At 43.7% G+C, this 16,515-nt stretch carries 10 protein-coding genes and 1 pseudogene; all 11 read left to right on the forward strand.

The window, feature by feature from the left end; translation table 11 throughout:
- The first annotated feature begins 3 nt into the window (after positions 1–3).
- Positions 4–2,958: a M48 family metalloprotease gene (locus JMX63_RS07180; protein ID WP_227673276.1), complete on the forward strand. Its 2,955-nt coding sequence runs from the start codon at positions 4–6 to the stop codon at positions 2,956–2,958.
- 114 nt (positions 2,959–3,072) lie between these two features.
- Positions 3,073–3,981 (forward strand): DNA polymerase III subunit psi, encoded by a 909-nt coding sequence (locus tag JMX63_RS07185; protein ID WP_201571771.1) that lies wholly within the window; start codon positions 3,073–3,075, stop codon positions 3,979–3,981.
- Positions 3,982–4,073: 92 nt separating this feature from the next.
- Entirely contained in the window at positions 4,074–5,201 is a 1,128-nt protein-coding gene (gene serC / locus JMX63_RS07190) for a 3-phosphoserine/phosphohydroxythreonine transaminase (RefSeq protein WP_201571772.1), read from the forward strand.
- Between the two features lie 295 nt (positions 5,202–5,496).
- Positions 5,497–7,329 carry an extracellular solute-binding protein gene (locus JMX63_RS07195; protein ID WP_201571778.1) on the forward strand — a complete coding sequence of 611 codons (1,833 nt, stop codon included), beginning with the start codon at positions 5,497–5,499 and terminating at the stop codon, positions 7,327–7,329.
- Between the two features lie 151 nt (positions 7,330–7,480).
- A complete protein-coding gene (gene gloB / locus JMX63_RS07200) occupies positions 7,481–8,260 on the forward strand; it encodes a hydroxyacylglutathione hydrolase (RefSeq protein ID WP_057760343.1) in 780 nt (259 codons plus the stop codon).
- Positions 8,261–8,363: 103 nt separating this feature from the next.
- Entirely contained in the window at positions 8,364–9,434 is a 1,071-nt protein-coding gene (gene yejB / locus JMX63_RS07205; RefSeq protein ID WP_057760341.1) for a microcin C ABC transporter permease YejB, read from the forward strand.
- Between the two features lie 62 nt (positions 9,435–9,496).
- On the forward strand, positions 9,497–10,546 hold the full coding sequence (locus JMX63_RS07210; RefSeq protein ID WP_227673277.1) for an ABC transporter permease: 1,050 nt from the start codon (positions 9,497–9,499) through the stop codon (positions 10,544–10,546).
- Between the two features lies 1 nt (position 10,547).
- Positions 10,548–12,227 (forward strand): ABC transporter ATP-binding protein, encoded by a 1,680-nt coding sequence (locus JMX63_RS07215; protein WP_201571773.1) that lies wholly within the window; start codon positions 10,548–10,550, stop codon positions 12,225–12,227.
- A 283-nt stretch (positions 12,228–12,510) separates the two neighbouring features.
- Entirely contained in the window at positions 12,511–13,815 is a 1,305-nt protein-coding gene (locus tag JMX63_RS07220) for an iron-containing alcohol dehydrogenase (protein ID WP_201571774.1), read from the forward strand.
- Positions 13,816–14,270: 455 nt separating this feature from the next.
- On the forward strand, positions 14,271–15,485 hold the full coding sequence (gene msrB / locus JMX63_RS07225) for a peptide-methionine (R)-S-oxide reductase MsrB (RefSeq protein WP_201571775.1): 1,215 nt from the start codon (positions 14,271–14,273) through the stop codon (positions 15,483–15,485).
- A gap of 212 nt (positions 15,486–15,697) precedes the next feature.
- Positions 15,698–16,515: pseudogene (locus tag JMX63_RS07230) on the forward strand (collagen-like protein); the annotation flags it as partial.

Below are 16,515 nucleotides of genomic sequence, written 5' to 3' on the forward strand. Positions count from 1 at the left end.
ATTTTGGCGAACTCTAGGCAGCCTAATCTGATGGATTTTTTTGGTGAACAGCGGATACGTACGCGGCGCAGTCTATTACTTTATGGACTGTTTTTCCTGATTGTACTTGCTCATATGGCAGTGGGACTGGCTGTCATGTCTATACTGCTGACAGTATTTACAGGCGGTATATACTACTGGGTATTGGTTCTGGTCATTGTCTTGACGTTAGGCAGTTTCGTTGGTGGTAGTTTTTTAGAGTATCGACGCCTGCGAGCAGGTGGCCGCGCTATTGCTCAGCGAGTAGGGGCGGTTAGGCTATTCATTGATAACAGCCAAGAAGCATGGGAGCACAGTCAAGGAGTCGCTCATCAACACGAAGCTGAAGAAAAGGTTCGCTATAGTTCACGTCATATAGCAGTACGTGACGAGCGCGATTTTCCGCCCGTTTATCGTCGCTACTATGAAATCGCTCAACAACTGGCCATTGCGGCAGGTTTGCAAACCCCTATTTTGTACGTGCTACCTGACGAGCAGGGTATCAACGGTTTCGTCGCTGGTCGCCATAGCTCAGATATGGTACTCGTCGTTACCCAAGGTGCGCTAGATAAACTGTCTGACGAGGCGCTATACGGACTCATTGGTCATGAATATGGTCATATATTGCACGGTGATGCTACGTTCAATTTACAGCTGATGGTGGTATTGGCAGGCTTGCAGATACTATACGACTGGAGTGACCCAATATCTAATTACCGTTATTTTGATAGCGATAGTATTTCCCAAAAGTTTCTATCACAGAGACAGGTTGATACGCTTGCACGCAATACAGAAGCGCAAACCGCTAATTTCACCACGCATAGTGAATGGGTCGCTTATTGGCAGCAGCAATCACAACAACAGCAGTCCTCAGCCAAGCGTCAGTCTAAATGGGTGCAAACGCCACCTATAATAGATCGTCAAGCCCCGCGTAGTGTCTGGACATTGCTACTGCATGGTTTGAGCTTCTCTAGTATGGCAAGCGCGCAGTTGATTAAGCACAGTTTTAATCGTGAGCGCGAGCTACTTGCTGATGCCACCAGCGTTCAGTTAACACGTATGCCTGCGATTATCGAAACCTTAAAAGCTATTCATCAAGACTCGCTCGGCTCGCGTTTGTCTGGCATCGCCGATATCAATGGACTCAGTCATTTTTTCTTTGCTAGTAGTGGGGCAGACTTGGGTGATGTGTCATGGTTTGCCACACATCCAAGCTTGACTGAGCGTATGAGCGCTATTAATGCGGATGCTTATCATGAGTTTGCGGTACAAGTTGCCAAAGAAAAGCGAATAAATCAGCAAAAGGTCAAAGAAATATATAGGCAACGACGCTTAGGTGATTGGGGGGCAACAAAAGAGAATAGCCTAAGTGAAGATTTGCCAGAAAGAAACGTGCAGCATTCGTCAGTATTTGAGACTCAAACAGCTGCAACGATTAATATAAGAGACAATAAACAGATAAGTGACGCAAAAGTTCTTGCTGAATCTATAAGCGAAAATCGTAATAAAGATAATGGCGAATTAGAGATTGATGACGGTTTAGAGTTTGCCGTAGAAGCTGATGTGGTGGTCGATGGGCGGCTTCAAGTACAGGCCGAAGACGTTGGCGTTCATCAGCTATTAAAACCGTGGCAGTCCAAACCTGACGCTGACCTACCAGAAAACACATTAATTGGGTTTAATGATATTAAAAAGGTATCACTACCTCAGTACATACTCAACCATAGTCATCATCCTTTAGGTGCGCTAGCATTAGTCGAAGCTGTCTTGCTTTGTCATCAGCATCAATCATTATCAACGACTGCCACTTATAGTTTGAATGATATTTGGAATGATGGCTTCTCTGTTGCGACTGACTCGACTTCCCATGAGCAAATATTACCGCATAGGATAGATACTAAGCTGATGACAGTAGTAGCCAGTTTGGACAGACGTTTAGACAGCGCTTTGATTGAGCTCGCCTTAAACCAATTGCATCAAAAGAATTTATCTGAACTATGTATTGAAGATCTAAAGCTCAAAAGTAAAAACGATCATAGTCACGACAGTCATCAGTACTATAAAAAACAAGAGAAATGCCGTACGATGTTGTTGCGTTATCAGCAGGGCATATTTGAGCTGTTTAACCAACAGCTGACATCTGACTTAACCAAAAGCTTAGCTTATGATTCGTCAGATAAAAATATAGCTAGTGATAACGCTCATGCGGTTGCGATTACTCTGAATAACCCGTTAGCTTTAGCACATCAAAAATCGCCAATATCATCATTATGGCAAGCGCTACATTTGCAGCAGTTACTACCGATATTGTCTAAAGTTTTACAAGATACGGACTCGCAGGTTCTATGGCCGCAAATACTGAAGACTGGTATGGAAGACGTAAGGGCGCAATTGGACCCTTCAGGTCAGGTGTTTACAGGACTTAGTAAATCAGAAGTATCAGTTGTTGTCTTATTGGCTTATCGACTATCAAAAGATGCAAAAGGCCAGATGATTTCAATGCATGACCGATCGTTATTGAGTGAGGGTAACGACAGTGTGGCGCATTATATTGTAGATTTGAGACGGCATGCGCGCTTGATTAATATTGATCTTATGACAGTAAGCGATGTTAATTTACAGTGGCTATTATTGACCGCACAGCACTTGAATAGCATTCAGTTATTGGCGATTATTTCTGCGGTTCCTGTCTCTGCCAATCACTTTATCAAGCGCTTGGTAGGTGATCCGAATGCTGATAATTATCGAGAGAAGCAACAGGATGGTAGTCAAATAGATTATAATGAAAGTGAAATGAGCCAGCCTACTCATAATGAGTATCGCCAATGGCTAAGTACGTTGCATACGGTGATGTTACACGATACGATAATCAGCCAAGATGAATACGATTGTTTGTTGGCAATATCAGAGCGTTGGCTCGGTATTCGACAGCTGTTTTGATGGGCATGTATTTATTACTTAATTGATAGTATAGCGCATGCTTAATGAGAGCTGCCAAAACCATAAAAACATCTATAAATGATATAAACAAAATGAGTAGGATAGTAGAGTCGAATGAGTGATACCCAAGACCCGCTAACTGTATTACAGCGCCGTGTGCAGCAACGCCAAATTCTAGCGATGATAGGTATCAATCAGTGGGTACAACCTGAGTCAGAAACCATCAATATGGCTGACATTGCGACAGCTTCGGTTGAGCAGTCAAATATTGTTTCCACTGATATTGAGTCTAGTAACAATGAAGTAGTGAGCGTTGGAATTTTAGGCACAGTTGATCGATCGACTGATGGTTATGATATCAATGATTACAATGCTAAGGGCTATGTTGCCGATGAGTATGATCCTGATTTGCAAGCTACCGCTGAGCAGACGGCTAGCGAGCAAAGCCCTGTTATTTATAGTTTTGATTCCGTTGATTCAACTACTGTTAGTTCAAGTACTGGGTCTATCTATCATGACATCCCAAGTACTACATCGAACCAAACTGCTGTAACCTCTACGAATGCACCTATTGAGCAACCTCAATTTGCGCAGAATAATTTTCCGCAAAGTAGTTTTCCACAGAGTGCTAGTGATGACAGCATAAATGATGATAGCTTAAAAAAAGTAGCACCATTTGACTTGCAAGGTGGCCGCTATGGTGACTGGGTAATAGTGGTTGATATCAAAGCGCTAAATAGTGACAGTCAAAAACTATGGCAAAACATCATTCAAGCGCTATCAATCACTTGCGAGACAACATCATTCCCGATTTGCGACGGTATGGATACTGCTGAGCTTGCCAATGCCAGTCTTGCAGGATATATCTTTCGAATTGGCCGGAGTGAAGAGATACAAGTTGCTGCACTGACAGCGCTGCCTAACGGCCTCCAACATCCCAATCTGACCACTGTGCCGACATTAGAAGCAATGCTCGCAGACAGTGATGCTAAACGTCAGTTGTGGGAGCAGATATCTCATTGAGTTGTATAAAAACTAACATCGATACCATTGCCTTTATCAACAAACTGAAATAAAAAACATCCTTTTATTTCATCATACCTAGGACTGTGATTATGCCTACAACCCCAACGTCTACAGCAACTGCCACCCCGCATCGCCTGCCAAATTTTTGTGCTGGTCCTGCTACTATGCCAACAGCCGTATTAGCGCGCGCGCAGAGCGAACTGCTTGATTGGCAAGGTCGCGGCCTGTCGGTCATGGAAGTCAGCCATCGTAGTAAAGAGTATATGGCCATTACTGACAAGGCGGAAGCTAAGCTACGCACGCTTATGGAAATACCAGATAACTATAAAGTGCTGTTTTTGCAAGGTGGCGCAAGTTTGCAGTTTTCTGCGATTCCATTGAATCTGTTAAATGGCGGACGCGGTGACTATTTGACGACAGGAGCGTGGTCAGGTAAAGCAATCAAAGAAGCTAAGCGCTATGAAGCATTGGGTTTGGGCGAGATTAATTTAGTTGCGACTGGCAAAGAGAATAACTTTACTGACGTACCAGCGCAAAGCGATTGGAATATCAGTAAAGACGCCGTTTATTTTCATTACTGTGCTAATGAAACAATTCATGGCCTACAGATATTTGAGCCGCCACAAGTAGATGCGCCAATCATTGCTGATATGTCATCTTGTATCTTGTCGCAGCCGATAGATGTGTCTAAATTTGGCATGATCTACGCGGGCGCCCAGAAAAACATCGGTCCTGCAGGTCTAGTCATTGTCATTATCCGTGACGATTTGATGGGGCAAGCAAGTGAATGGTGTCCTATGCTGCTGAACTATGAGCATCAAGCTGACAAAGAGTCTATGTCTAACACGCCAGCGACGTATTCTTGGTACTTAGCAGGGCTGGTGTTTGATTGGTTGGAAGAGCAGGGAGGTGTAGCTGCTATCGGTAAAATCAATCAGCAAAAAGCTGACTTACTTTATAAGACAATCGATGACAGCAGTTTTTATAATAATCCAGTAGATTCTAAGTATCGTTCTATCATGAACGTGCCATTTACTTTAGCAGACAGCAGCCTTGATAAAGTATTCTTAGAAGAGTCAGAAAAGGCCGGATTGCTCAATTTAAAAGGGCATCGTGACGTAGGTGGTATGCGCGCCAGTATCTACAATGCCGTACCGCTTGAGTGGGTACAGCAATTGGTTGATTTTATGATTGCGTTTGAAAACAAGCATGGTTAAGACCGCTCATCGCGACTGACTTTTTGGTACGCACATCAAAAAAAAGGCGCAACTGCTGACGGTTGCGCCTTTTTTATACGACGATTCATAAATATGTAGTTGTGAGTATCCATCACGCTGATACGGAATGCGAATGACAAATTAAGCATTTTCATTAAACGATGGGCACGGCAAACCATTAGGTGAAAAAACCTAAGTTTGTTATGATAAAATTTTGCTATAACGCTGTTTTGCTGTCAGGCTTTACGTTTTGATATTTATATTGGTTAGCATAGAGGTTTGTTATAACGTCATGATAATAAAAAACGCCCTGTTAAAAGCTGTATTGCTAACCATCACCGTCAGTTTGATACCGAGCAGTATCGCTGCACCTATCACGACGACCGCGCTTGGTCACAATAGTCCTACTAAGTACATCGATGCACCTTATTTACCTTATGCCAATCCAAAAGCGCCATCAGGAGGTACGCTGTCTCTAGATGCTCGCGGTACGTTTAATAGCGCCAATAAATGGATGACCACAGGCGTCGCGATGATTGGCACAGACTATCTGTATGATACTTTGATGACTGGCTCATTAAATGAAGCATTTACCATGTATCCACAGCTGGCAAGTAAAGTGACATATGATCCAGATGATACCAGCTGGATTATCTATCATCTCAATCCTAATGCTCGTTTTTGGGATGGGTCGGGTGTGACCAGTCGCGATGTAAAAGCGACTTTTGAGGCGATATTGAACAAAGGCCCCATGTATATTCGCAGTTATCTTAGCGATATCAAAGACATTCAAATCATTAATGATCAACAAGTAAAGTTTGTCTTTGCCTCTGCTGAAAACAAAGAGATTTTACTGACTGTTGGCCAGTTCCCTATATTTGCCAAGTCTTCCATTGATGCCGATTTTGAGAAAATCAGTCTGTCACCATTGATGGGTAGTGGTCCTTATAAGTTGGGACGCGTCGATGCTGGGCGTTCGGTAAGTTATATACGTGATCCCAATTATTGGGGTCGTGATTTGATGGTCAATCGTGGCCGCTACAACTTTGATATGATCAAGTTTGTTTATTATCAAAGTGATGAGATTGCCTTTGAGGGTTTTAAATCTGGTCAATACCGTTTTCGCCCCGAAAATAAAGCATCGAACTGGGTAACTGGGTATAATTTCCCTGCCGTAAAAGCAGGGCTTATCCAAAAAGAGACGATAACCAGTCAAAATCCAGTACCGATGCAAGCGTTGGTGATGAATTTGCGTCGCCCAATCTTTCAAGATATTAAAGTTCGCCAAGCACTGACAGCTGCTTATGATTTTGAATGGATGAATAAAACCCTATTTCATGGGCAGTACGAGCGTTTGCAGAGCTTCTTCCATGGCTCAGAGCTTGCAGCAAAGGGTACGCCATCTGATGCAGAGATGCAGGTATTGACACCGTTATTGTCTGAGCTCGAACCGATTCAGCGCAAAGCAACATTAGCAGAATGGCAGCTATCCACCAGTGATGGTAATGGTTTTAATCGTCAAGGATTATTAGAAGCGCGCCAGCTTCTATTAGAGGCTGGGTTTTATTATGAGGATATGAAACTATATCAACTTGATGGATCGCTTGCTCAGATTGAGATTTTGATGACAGGCGAGACCATGGGCCGTGTCTTGTTGCCTTATATTCGCAATCTAAAACGCTTGGGATTTGATGCAACATTGCGCCAAGTCGATGGGCCACAATATTATGAGCGTATGCGCCGTTTTGATTATGATATGGTCGTGGACGTGTTTGCTCAAAGTCTATCTCCTGGTGCTGAGCAAGCGGCATTTTGGGGTAGCGCTGCTGCTGACGAGCCGGGTAATCATAACAGTGCTGGTATCAAGAATGCAGCCGTCGATAAGGTCGTTGCTGCCCTTGGTAATGCTAAAAATCGTGACGAGATCGTACTGTATACGCAGGTGCTAGATCGGTTGTTACGCGCAGGGCATTATGTCGTACCGCTATACGGCAAATCTGGCACCAATGTCGCCTATTGGGATCAGTATCGCCATACTGAAAAACTACCGACCAATGCTGTTGGTATCGATTACTGGTGGGTGGATAAAGAGGCAGAAGGGCGTATCAATAAATATTTAAAACAATAAACAGTATTTACTATAAAGCTTGACCCGATAACAACGGACAGCTGAGCCTATATGTTGTTTTATTAAATATATGCTATTGCTATCAAATAACAGTTAAATTAAATAATTTAAAATAACACGTAACAAAAATAACTACCGGTAAGGATTTAATATGAGTATTCGTATTCACCCAATCAAAGCATTTAGCGATAACTATATCTGGACATTGATTAATGAAAATAATAAGCAGGCGATTGTCATTGATCCAGGTCAAGCCCAGCCGGTCATTGATTATCTAGAGACGCATGAGCTCGAACTAACCTCGATTTGGACGACTCACCATCATCATGATCATATCGGCGGCGTCGCAGAGTTGCAGGAATCGTATCCGATGACTCATCTGGTTGCGCATAGTGAGCATGGCGTCGATGAAGATCAAACTATCAAAGACGGTAGCACGGTGAGCGCATGGGGCTGCTCTGCGCAAGTCTGGGATGTATCAGGGCATACCGCTAGCCATATGGCCTATATTTTGGATATCGATGGGCAAAAGCATTGTTTCTGCGGTGATACGTTGTTTAGTGCAGGTTGTGGACGTGTGTTTACTGGTACGATTGAGCAACTGCATGAGAGCTTTAAGCGTTTGAACGGCTTGCCTCATGAGGCGCTACTGTATCCGGCGCATGAATATACGGCCAGTAACCTACGTTTTGGTCTATCTATTGAACCTGACAATGAATCGATGCAGCAAGCCTTAGCACGAGCAGAGGTACAAACTGAACAAGGCATGGCAACGCTACCAGTGACACTAGAGCATGAGCGCACGGTAAATGTGTTTTTACGTACACAAGAGCCGAGTGTAATCGCAGGAGTTAAATCCAAAATGCCTATCGATGATGAGAAGTCGTTAACGGTATTTGCAGCGTTACGTGAGCTGAAAAACAACTTTTAAAGTAAGTTTTTAACAAATAGTTTGCTTTTAAGCACCTATTTAATACACCACAATTCGCTGCTGAACGTCATTGCTATCTCTCTTTATTTAGGAAGTCGCCATTATGGGTCGTTATATCTTAAAAAGACTACTACTGATATTGCCGACACTATTTTTGATATTGCTTGCCAATTTTGTGATCGTACAGGCGGCACCGGGCGGGCCTGTTGAGCAGCAGCTGGCACTTATTGAGCAGGGCGCAAAAGATAATGCGCTTGGCGGTAATATTGGTGCGGGCAGTGCAGGTGGCAACGACAGTACTTATCAAGGCACGCGTGGTCTCTCTGAGGAGATGGTCGCTGCGATCAATGCTCAATATGGCTTTGATAAATCCGCTCCAGAGCGATTTTGGCTCATGCTAAAGAACTACGCTCAGCTAGATTTTGGTGAGTCGTTTTTTAAAGGGCAGTCGGTGACCGATCTTATCATAGAGAAGCTGCCAGTCTCGATATCGCTTGGGCTGTGGAGTACGTTGCTCATCTATATGATCGCTATTCCGCTAGGCGTCTATAAAGCGATGCATCATGGCTCAGGCATTGATAAAGCCACTGCTATGCTGCTAGCGATCGGACATGCAATACCTGTGTTTGTCTTCGCAGTGATTTTACTGGTTTTCTTTGCAGGTGGCAGCTATTGGAATATCTTTCCATTACAGGGACTGACGTCCGAAAATTTTGATCAGCTAAGCGCGCTTGGTAAAGTAAAAGATTATTTTTGGCATTTGGCGTTACCGCTGCTGGCAAGTACTGTAGGCGGTTTTGCAGGTTTGACCTATCTGACCAAATTCAGCTTTTTAGAGGAGCTGGGCAAGCAGTATGTACTGACTGCTCGTGCTAAAGGCTTAGGTGAGCGTCAAGTGCTATACGGACATGTTTTTCGCAATGCGATGTTGATTATTATCGCAGGTATTCCAGCCGCTATTGTTGGTATCTTCTTTGCGGGTAACTTCTTGATTGAAATTATTTTTAAACTTGATGGCCTCGGTTTGCTAGGTTTTGAAGCCATTCAACAACGTGATTATCCAGTGATATTTGGCACACTATTTATCTTTACCTTAGTGGGGCTGCTACTGCAATTAATCAGTGATTTGAGCTATCACTTAATCGATCCTCGTATTGATTTTGAGGGGCGCTAATGTCAAATAATCAACCTTCACCAAATCGCAGTACTATTAATAGCGAACCAGATAAAGCGCCAATGCCTGAGCAGCTATCTACCACAAAAAAGCAACGCTTGAACCCTATCTGGCAAGCACGACTCAATCGCTTTCGTCAAAATAGACTTGGGGTGATATCGCTGTTTGTTTTCGCAGTGATATTTGTTATTTGTATGGCAGCTAACGTCATTGCCAATGACAAACCTTTACTGGTTCAATATCAAGGCGATTATTACTTTCCGGTATTAAAGGCCTATCCTGAAACGACGTTTGGCGGTGTATTTGAGACCGAAACCAATTATAAAGACCCTGCAGTGCAGTCGCTGATTGATGAGCAAGGGTTTTATATAATGCCGCCTATTCCGTTTGCCGACCAGACGCCCAACGTCGAGCTTGGTCTACCTTATCCAGCAGCACCCAATGCTCAGAACTGGCTTGGTACTGATGATATGGGACGTGATGTGCTGGCACGGATACTTTATGGTATGCGAGTGTCGTTACTGTTTGGTCTGGCCTTGACGCTTGCGGGTGCACTGATTGGGATTATCGTCGGTGCGGTACAAGGCTATTATGGCGGCTGGGTAGATCTGGCAGGGCAGCGATTTATGGAAGTATGGGGCGGTATGCCTCAGCTGTTTATGATTATTATTTTGGTCAGTCTGTTTAGTCCCAGCATTATTATGCTGTTCGCCATGATGCTACTGTTCGGTTGGATGGGTCTGGTTGGTTTGGTACGGGCAGAGTTTTTGCGAGCCCGTAATTTTGACTATGTGCGAGCTGCACGCAATTTAGGCGTTTCGGACAGCCAAATCATGCTTAGACATATCTTACCCAATGCGTTAGCTTCTAGTTTGTCGCAGTTGCCATTTATTCTAACGGCCAATATTATCGCTTTAACTGCGCTGGGTTTCTTAGGATATGGATTGCCGCCTGGCTCGCCGTCTCTTGGTGAGCTAATGGTACAAGGGAAAAACAACCTTGATGCACCATGGCTTGCTTTGTCAGGATTCTTTAGTTTGACCTTTATTTTATCATTACTCATCTTCGTTGGCGAAGCGCTGCGTGATGCATTTGATCCGAGGCGTTCTTAATATGACTAAAAATATTATCGCTACCGAGCACAGCAACGCGCCAGATAAATGTCTGAATCATGCACAAGATAAGCTTATGCTAACCGTAGATAGATTAACTATTACTACGACTACAGGTGTCCAGTTGGTCGATGCGCTGTCTTATGAGCTAAGACAAGGGCAAACTTTGGCTATTGTAGGTGAGTCAGGCTCGGGCAAATCAATCGCCAGTCTTGCGCTATTAGGTCTGTTACCTGATAGTTTGACAATTACTGGTGAAGTTCAGTTGACAAATACGGCAGGTATGTCTACCTTGCCCATAGCGAATGATAAGGCGCGTAATGCTGCACTGCGGTCTATTCGTGGACAGCGGATTGGTATGGTGTTTCAAGAACCGATGACCGCATTAAACCCGTTGCATACGGTCGCTAAACAAATTGCTGAATCGTTGCGTCTAGTTGGCGTAGCTAAGAAGCAATGGCGAGACACCAGCATCGCTTTGCTAAATGATGTCAATATTGCAGATCCTGCTGACAAGTTGAACCGTTACCCACATGAGTTATCAGGTGGTCAGCGTCAGCGAGTGATGATTGCGATGGCATTGGCTCAGCAGCCTGATATTCTAATTGCTGATGAGCCAACGACTGCGCTCGATGTTACCTTGCAGCATGAGATTTTGGCGCTACTAGACGATCTCAAACGCAAGCACAATATGGCAATGATCTTAATCAGTCATGATCTCAATCTGGTCAGGCGCTATAGTGATGAGGTTATCGTTATGCGTCAAGGCCAAACGATTGAACAGGGTCAAACGTCAGCGGTATTTGACCAGCCTAAGGCCGATTATACTCGCACACTTATCAAGCAAGACTTTGGGCAAGCATTAACCATAAAAGACGATAATGCAGATCAGCAACCAAGCGTACTAGAAGTCAAGCGTCTTAACGTACAGTTCCCAATTGAAAAAGGTCTGTTTGGTGGTACCAAGCGCTGGTTCGATGCGGTTAAAGATGTCGATATGACACTGCAAAAAGGTCAGGCATTGGGTATCGTCGGTGAGTCGGGTTCTGGAAAGACCACCATTGCATTGGCACTTAGTCAACTACTGAGCAACCAAGCACGTGTGAATGGGCAGGTAGTGGTCAATGATCAAGATATCTCAGCATTGTCCAAAAAAGCGCTACGCAACTTCCGCTCGCAGATACAGATGGTATTTCAAGATCCATTTGCCAGTATTAATCCGCGTATGACGGTCATGCAAATCGTTGAAGAGGGGCTGCTGGTACAAGGCGTAGCTAAGGTCGCCCGTCAGCAAGCGGTGCTAGATAGTCTTGCTACGGTACATTTGCCTTTAGCATTTGCGCAGCGCTATCCACACGAGCTGTCAGGTGGCCAGCGTCAACGCGTAGCACTGGCGCGTGCACTCATTATGAAACCAAGCTTACTAATATTAGATGAGCCGACCTCTGCGCTCGACAGTACCACACAGGTCACAGTAGTTAGTTTATTACGTGAAATTCAAGAAAGACTGGAAATCAGCTATGTCTTTATCAGTCATGATCTCAAGGTAGTACGTGCACTGTGTCAGCATATTATGGTGTTAAAACAAGGCACTTGCGTAGAATCTGGACGTACCGAAGATCTTTTCAATCACCCACAACATATTTATACTCAGCAACTGTTAAAGGCAAGTACTGACTAGTTTAAACGACTTACTGTAGCCACTTAGATTGATCAATCAAATTAAGCGACTAAATTAAGCGACCTAGTATAAAATTGACACATTGCAGTTCATAATAATAGCGACATATTGAAAAGAGCAGTGGTACAATAATTTTAGAGAGCTGCCCATTTTATAATGCTGTGATGCGTATCTTTATACATTCTGGCGCTCGTAAATTAGTAATATTTAACTGGCTGGCAAAAACGGTCTTTAACGGTCTTTATTGCCGTTAAAACCATCATTAAAAAGGATTTTTGTGCTCATGAAAACACAAAACAGTATTACTAAATTGGTAAAGAACAACAGCTTGCAGCATGCTGGTTATTTGGCTGTGGCTAAGACTCGGGCAAAGGTATTAAAAGCAGTATCTTATGTGATACCTATCAGAAGACCGATGTTATTCGTTGGCGAGACTGCCTGTGACGAGCTATGCGATATGCTTATCAATGAAGGCAATACCAATGTGTTTATTGTCACGGATGCAGTGCTCAACAAACTGGGCATACCAGCAAAAGTTACCGATTATCTAGATGCGAAAAATATCAGTTACCACATCTATGACGGCATTACGCCAGATCCTACTTTTAAAGTAGTTGAAGAAGGACTACGTCAGTCTATAGAGGCCAATTGTGACTCTATCGTAGCCATTGGTGGCGGTTCAGTGATCGATGCGGCCAAAATGATAGCAATGTCTCAAGGCAATAAGTGCAAGCCAAAGCAGCTAATCGGTATTCTTAAAGCAAGAAAGCCTGCAACGCCGCTATACTGCGTACCAACGACAGCTGGCACGGGTTCAGAAGCGACACTTGGTGCAGTAGTGTCTGATGACAAAACGCATCAAAAAGCATTGTCTATCGACCCAAGAATGGTACCACTAGCCGCTGCGATTGACCCAGTTATTATGAAAGGCATGCCAGCCCATATAACAGCAGATACTGGCATTGATGTATTGACCCATGCCTTAGAAGCATGGATGAGTGCCAATGCTAGCGTAGAGACAGATTATTATGCAGCCTCTGCCGTAAAATCTGTTATGCATTACCTACCACTAGCTTATAAAGACGGTGGCAATTTAAAAGCAAGAGAACAGATGGGTATCGCTGCTCATTACGGCGGGATAGCCTTTAACAAAGCAGGTCTGGGTTATGTGCATGCTATCGCGCATCAGTTAGGCGCTTACTATAGTATTCCGCATGGCCGTGCCAATGCCATCGTGTTGCCTTATGTGCTTGACGTCAATCGAAAAGCGAGCAAAAAGAGACTGGCTGCACTGGCGAAAAGAACTGGTATGGTACAGAATGGTCAAGCAGCTAATGGCGATAGTGAGATAGCAGATAACCTGATTGCGCAAGTTAGAGACTTGATTGCAGATCTAAATATTGATCCAACTGTCAATGGTATGCAAACCAGCGACTTTAATGATATCGCAAAGGCAGCAGCAAAAGAAGTCAGTGATACTTATGCCGTGCCAACCTATCTATCAGCATCTGAAATCAAAGAAATTCTAACGAAAATTAAGCAGGCAAGTGACGAACGTGCTGATAAAGGTAGCCAAAAATCTTCATAATCCTATGCTTACATTGATAACCTTACGATAAATAAAAGCCCATTACTTTTTTGAGAATGGGCTTTTTTATTGCATTTGAGATAATAAAGCTTTCGTCTTATTTCTATAGTTAACTCATACTAAAATATATAATCGTTATCAAATAATCGTTTAATTTATCTTGTGATTAGGGCGTGTCTTCATTTTAAAAATGGTGATAAAAATGAGATAAATTGCAGTCAAACAAGGAAAATAGCGCAGATAATATCGAGATATTAGTCAGCTATTTGACACCGTTTGGCAAGATTTAGCCATTTTTAACCCATTTAGATGACTATCGATTGAATTGAGGACACGCCCTAAACTCAGTTGCTAAAAAATATCTTAATAAACTGTAAATATATAACAGTATAGGAATGTTTCAGTGATACAAAAGCGTTAGGATATTTAAAGGACATTACGCTTAGGAGATTTTCATGAACCGCATATTACCATCTAGAATTATAGGGTTAGTTATCATAGCGAGTAGTGCGATTTACGCAGGCTGCGCATCCACTGAGAACAGCTCTACTGTAAAGAACACAACTGCCGCTAACCCATATGCACCGACTACGCCAGGATTGGCAGTAGCCACAGTAGCGGGTGGGTGTTTTTGGTGTGTTGAAGCAGGTTATGAAAAAATCCCTGGCGTGGTAGAAGTCGTGTCTGGCTATACGGGTGGCACCGCTGAAAACCCAACCTACAAGCAGGTGTCGGCAGGTGGTACTGGGCATACAGAAGCGGCGCAGGTGTATTATGATCCTAAGAAGATTACTTACAATGGCATAGTACAGGCGCTATGGAGAATCGCTGATCCTACTGATGATAAAGGACAGTATGTTGATCGTGGCACACAGTACCGTCCAGCGATTTTTTATAATAATGCGCAAGAAAAGCAAATCGCAGAAGCGGCCAAGCAATCACTGCAAGCATCTGGTGTGTATGACAAGCCAGTAGTGATCGAGATTGTACCTGCTAGCACTTTTTATCCTGCTGAAGAGTATCATCAGGATTATTATAAAAAGAACCCGATACGCTATAAAGCCTATACCTTCAATTCTGGTCGCTATCAATTTATCGAGAGTGTCTATGGTAAAAACTATGAGCTTGATTTTAGTAAGTTTACGCCCGAAGCAGACAGCACACAGCAAGTGACGTCAAATAACACATCAGATAGCAAAGTAAGCAAAGGTTTTAACCCAGATACATTTGTAAAACCTTCACAAGATGCGCTAAAGAAGTCCCTTAGTGATATTCAGTACAAGGTCACACAAAAAGAAGGTACCGAGCGCGCCTTTGATAATGAGTACTGGGATAATAAAGAGCCTGGATTGTACGTGGACGTCGTATCTGGTGAGCCACTGTATTCTTCGCGTGATAAATATAAGTCTGGTACAGGTTGGCCGAGCTTTACTCGCCCATTGGATACGAGCTTAGTGGTTGAAAAGCCAGATAGAGGAGTATTTGGAACCCGTACTGAAATTCGTAGCCGTTACGCGGACTCACACGTGGGCCATGTATTTGATGACGGTCCAGCACCGACAGGTAAGCGCTATTGCATGAACTCAGCAGCGCTCCGCTTTATTCCGCTTGCAGATATGGAAGCTGCTGGTTATGGCGATTGGATAGATGATGTAAAACCAATTGGTTAGCATCAATTCTTGGTATGGAAAATGCTCACTACTGTCTAGACGGCATAGTGAGTATTTTTTTTGTCCAATGCGATATTATTTCTATTTAGTAAAAAAAAGTGTTCTTCTGAGGTATTTTTTATAATACACTTGCTTAAATGTATACTTTTAGTTAAATTTTGAAATTTAGATTTTTTAGTATACAAACTTTAAAACTTTAAAGGCCATAAGCTATGTTGGAAAATTCACAGAATCCTGTTGTAGATACAACCGTAGTTACTTCTATTCGCAAAGAAGATCATAAAGCAGGTAAAAAGGCATCGTATCTAGCAATCAGTATGCTGGCACTTAGTGGTATATCCCTAACGACAGAGTTTGCATTAGCATTAGATTATCAGACTATTGAGTTGTGTCTAAATATACAGGATCCTGCTGCTTGTGAACAATTCAAGGGCGATACAGGTCCTGCAGGTATGCCTGGTATGAACGGTATAGATGGTAGGAACGGTATAAATGGTATAGATGGTGCTCAAGGCGTGAAAGGTGATACAGGCGCTAAGGGTGATACTGGCGCTAAGGGTGATAAAGGCGACATCGGTCTGACTGGCGCCAAAGGTGATAAAGGCGATATCGGTCTGACTGGTGCTACTGGTGCCAAAGGTGATAAAGGCGACATCGGTCTGACTGGTGCTACTGGCGCCAAAGGTGATAAAGGCGACATCGGTCTGACTGGTGCTACTGGCGCCAAAGGTGATAAAGGCGACATCGGTCTGACTGGTGCTACTGGCGGCAAAGGTGATAAAGGCGATAAAGGCGATAAAGGCGACATCGGTCTGACTGGTGCTACTGGCGCCCAGGGTGATAAAGGCGACATCGGTCTGACTGGTGCTACTGGTGCCAAAGGTGATAAAGGCGATATCGGTCTGACTGGTGCTACTGGCGCCCAGGGTGATAAAGGCGACATCGGTCTGACTGGTGCTACTGGCGCCCAGGGTGATAAAGGCGACATCGGTCTGACTGGTGCTACTGGCGCCCAGGGTGATAAAGGCGA

It is taken from the genome of Psychrobacter nivimaris (assembly GCF_904846365.1).
GTDB classification, from domain to species: Bacteria; Pseudomonadota; Gammaproteobacteria; order Pseudomonadales; family Moraxellaceae; genus Psychrobacter; species Psychrobacter nivimaris_B.

What these genes read in the sequence shown, in the direction of transcription:
- JMX63_RS07210 (WP_227673277.1), top strand. Translation starts at nt 9,497, where the DNA reads ATGCCTGAGCAGCTATCTACCACAAAAAAGCAACGCTTGAACCCTATC.
- msrB (WP_201571775.1), top strand. Translation starts at nt 14,271, where the DNA reads ATGAACCGCATATTACCATCTAGAATTATAGGGTTAGTTATCATAGCG.
- yejB (WP_057760341.1), top strand. Translation starts at nt 8,364, where the DNA reads ATGGGTCGTTATATCTTAAAAAGACTACTACTGATATTGCCGACACTA.
- JMX63_RS07185 (WP_201571771.1), top strand. Translation starts at nt 3,073, where the DNA reads ATGAGTGATACCCAAGACCCGCTAACTGTATTACAGCGCCGTGTGCAG.
- gloB (WP_057760343.1), top strand. Translation starts at nt 7,481, where the DNA reads ATGAGTATTCGTATTCACCCAATCAAAGCATTTAGCGATAACTATATC.
- JMX63_RS07215 (WP_201571773.1), top strand. Translation starts at nt 10,548, where the DNA reads ATGACTAAAAATATTATCGCTACCGAGCACAGCAACGCGCCAGATAAA.
- serC (WP_201571772.1), top strand. Translation starts at nt 4,074, where the DNA reads ATGCCTACAACCCCAACGTCTACAGCAACTGCCACCCCGCATCGCCTG.
- JMX63_RS07220 (WP_201571774.1), top strand. Translation starts at nt 12,511, where the DNA reads ATGAAAACACAAAACAGTATTACTAAATTGGTAAAGAACAACAGCTTG.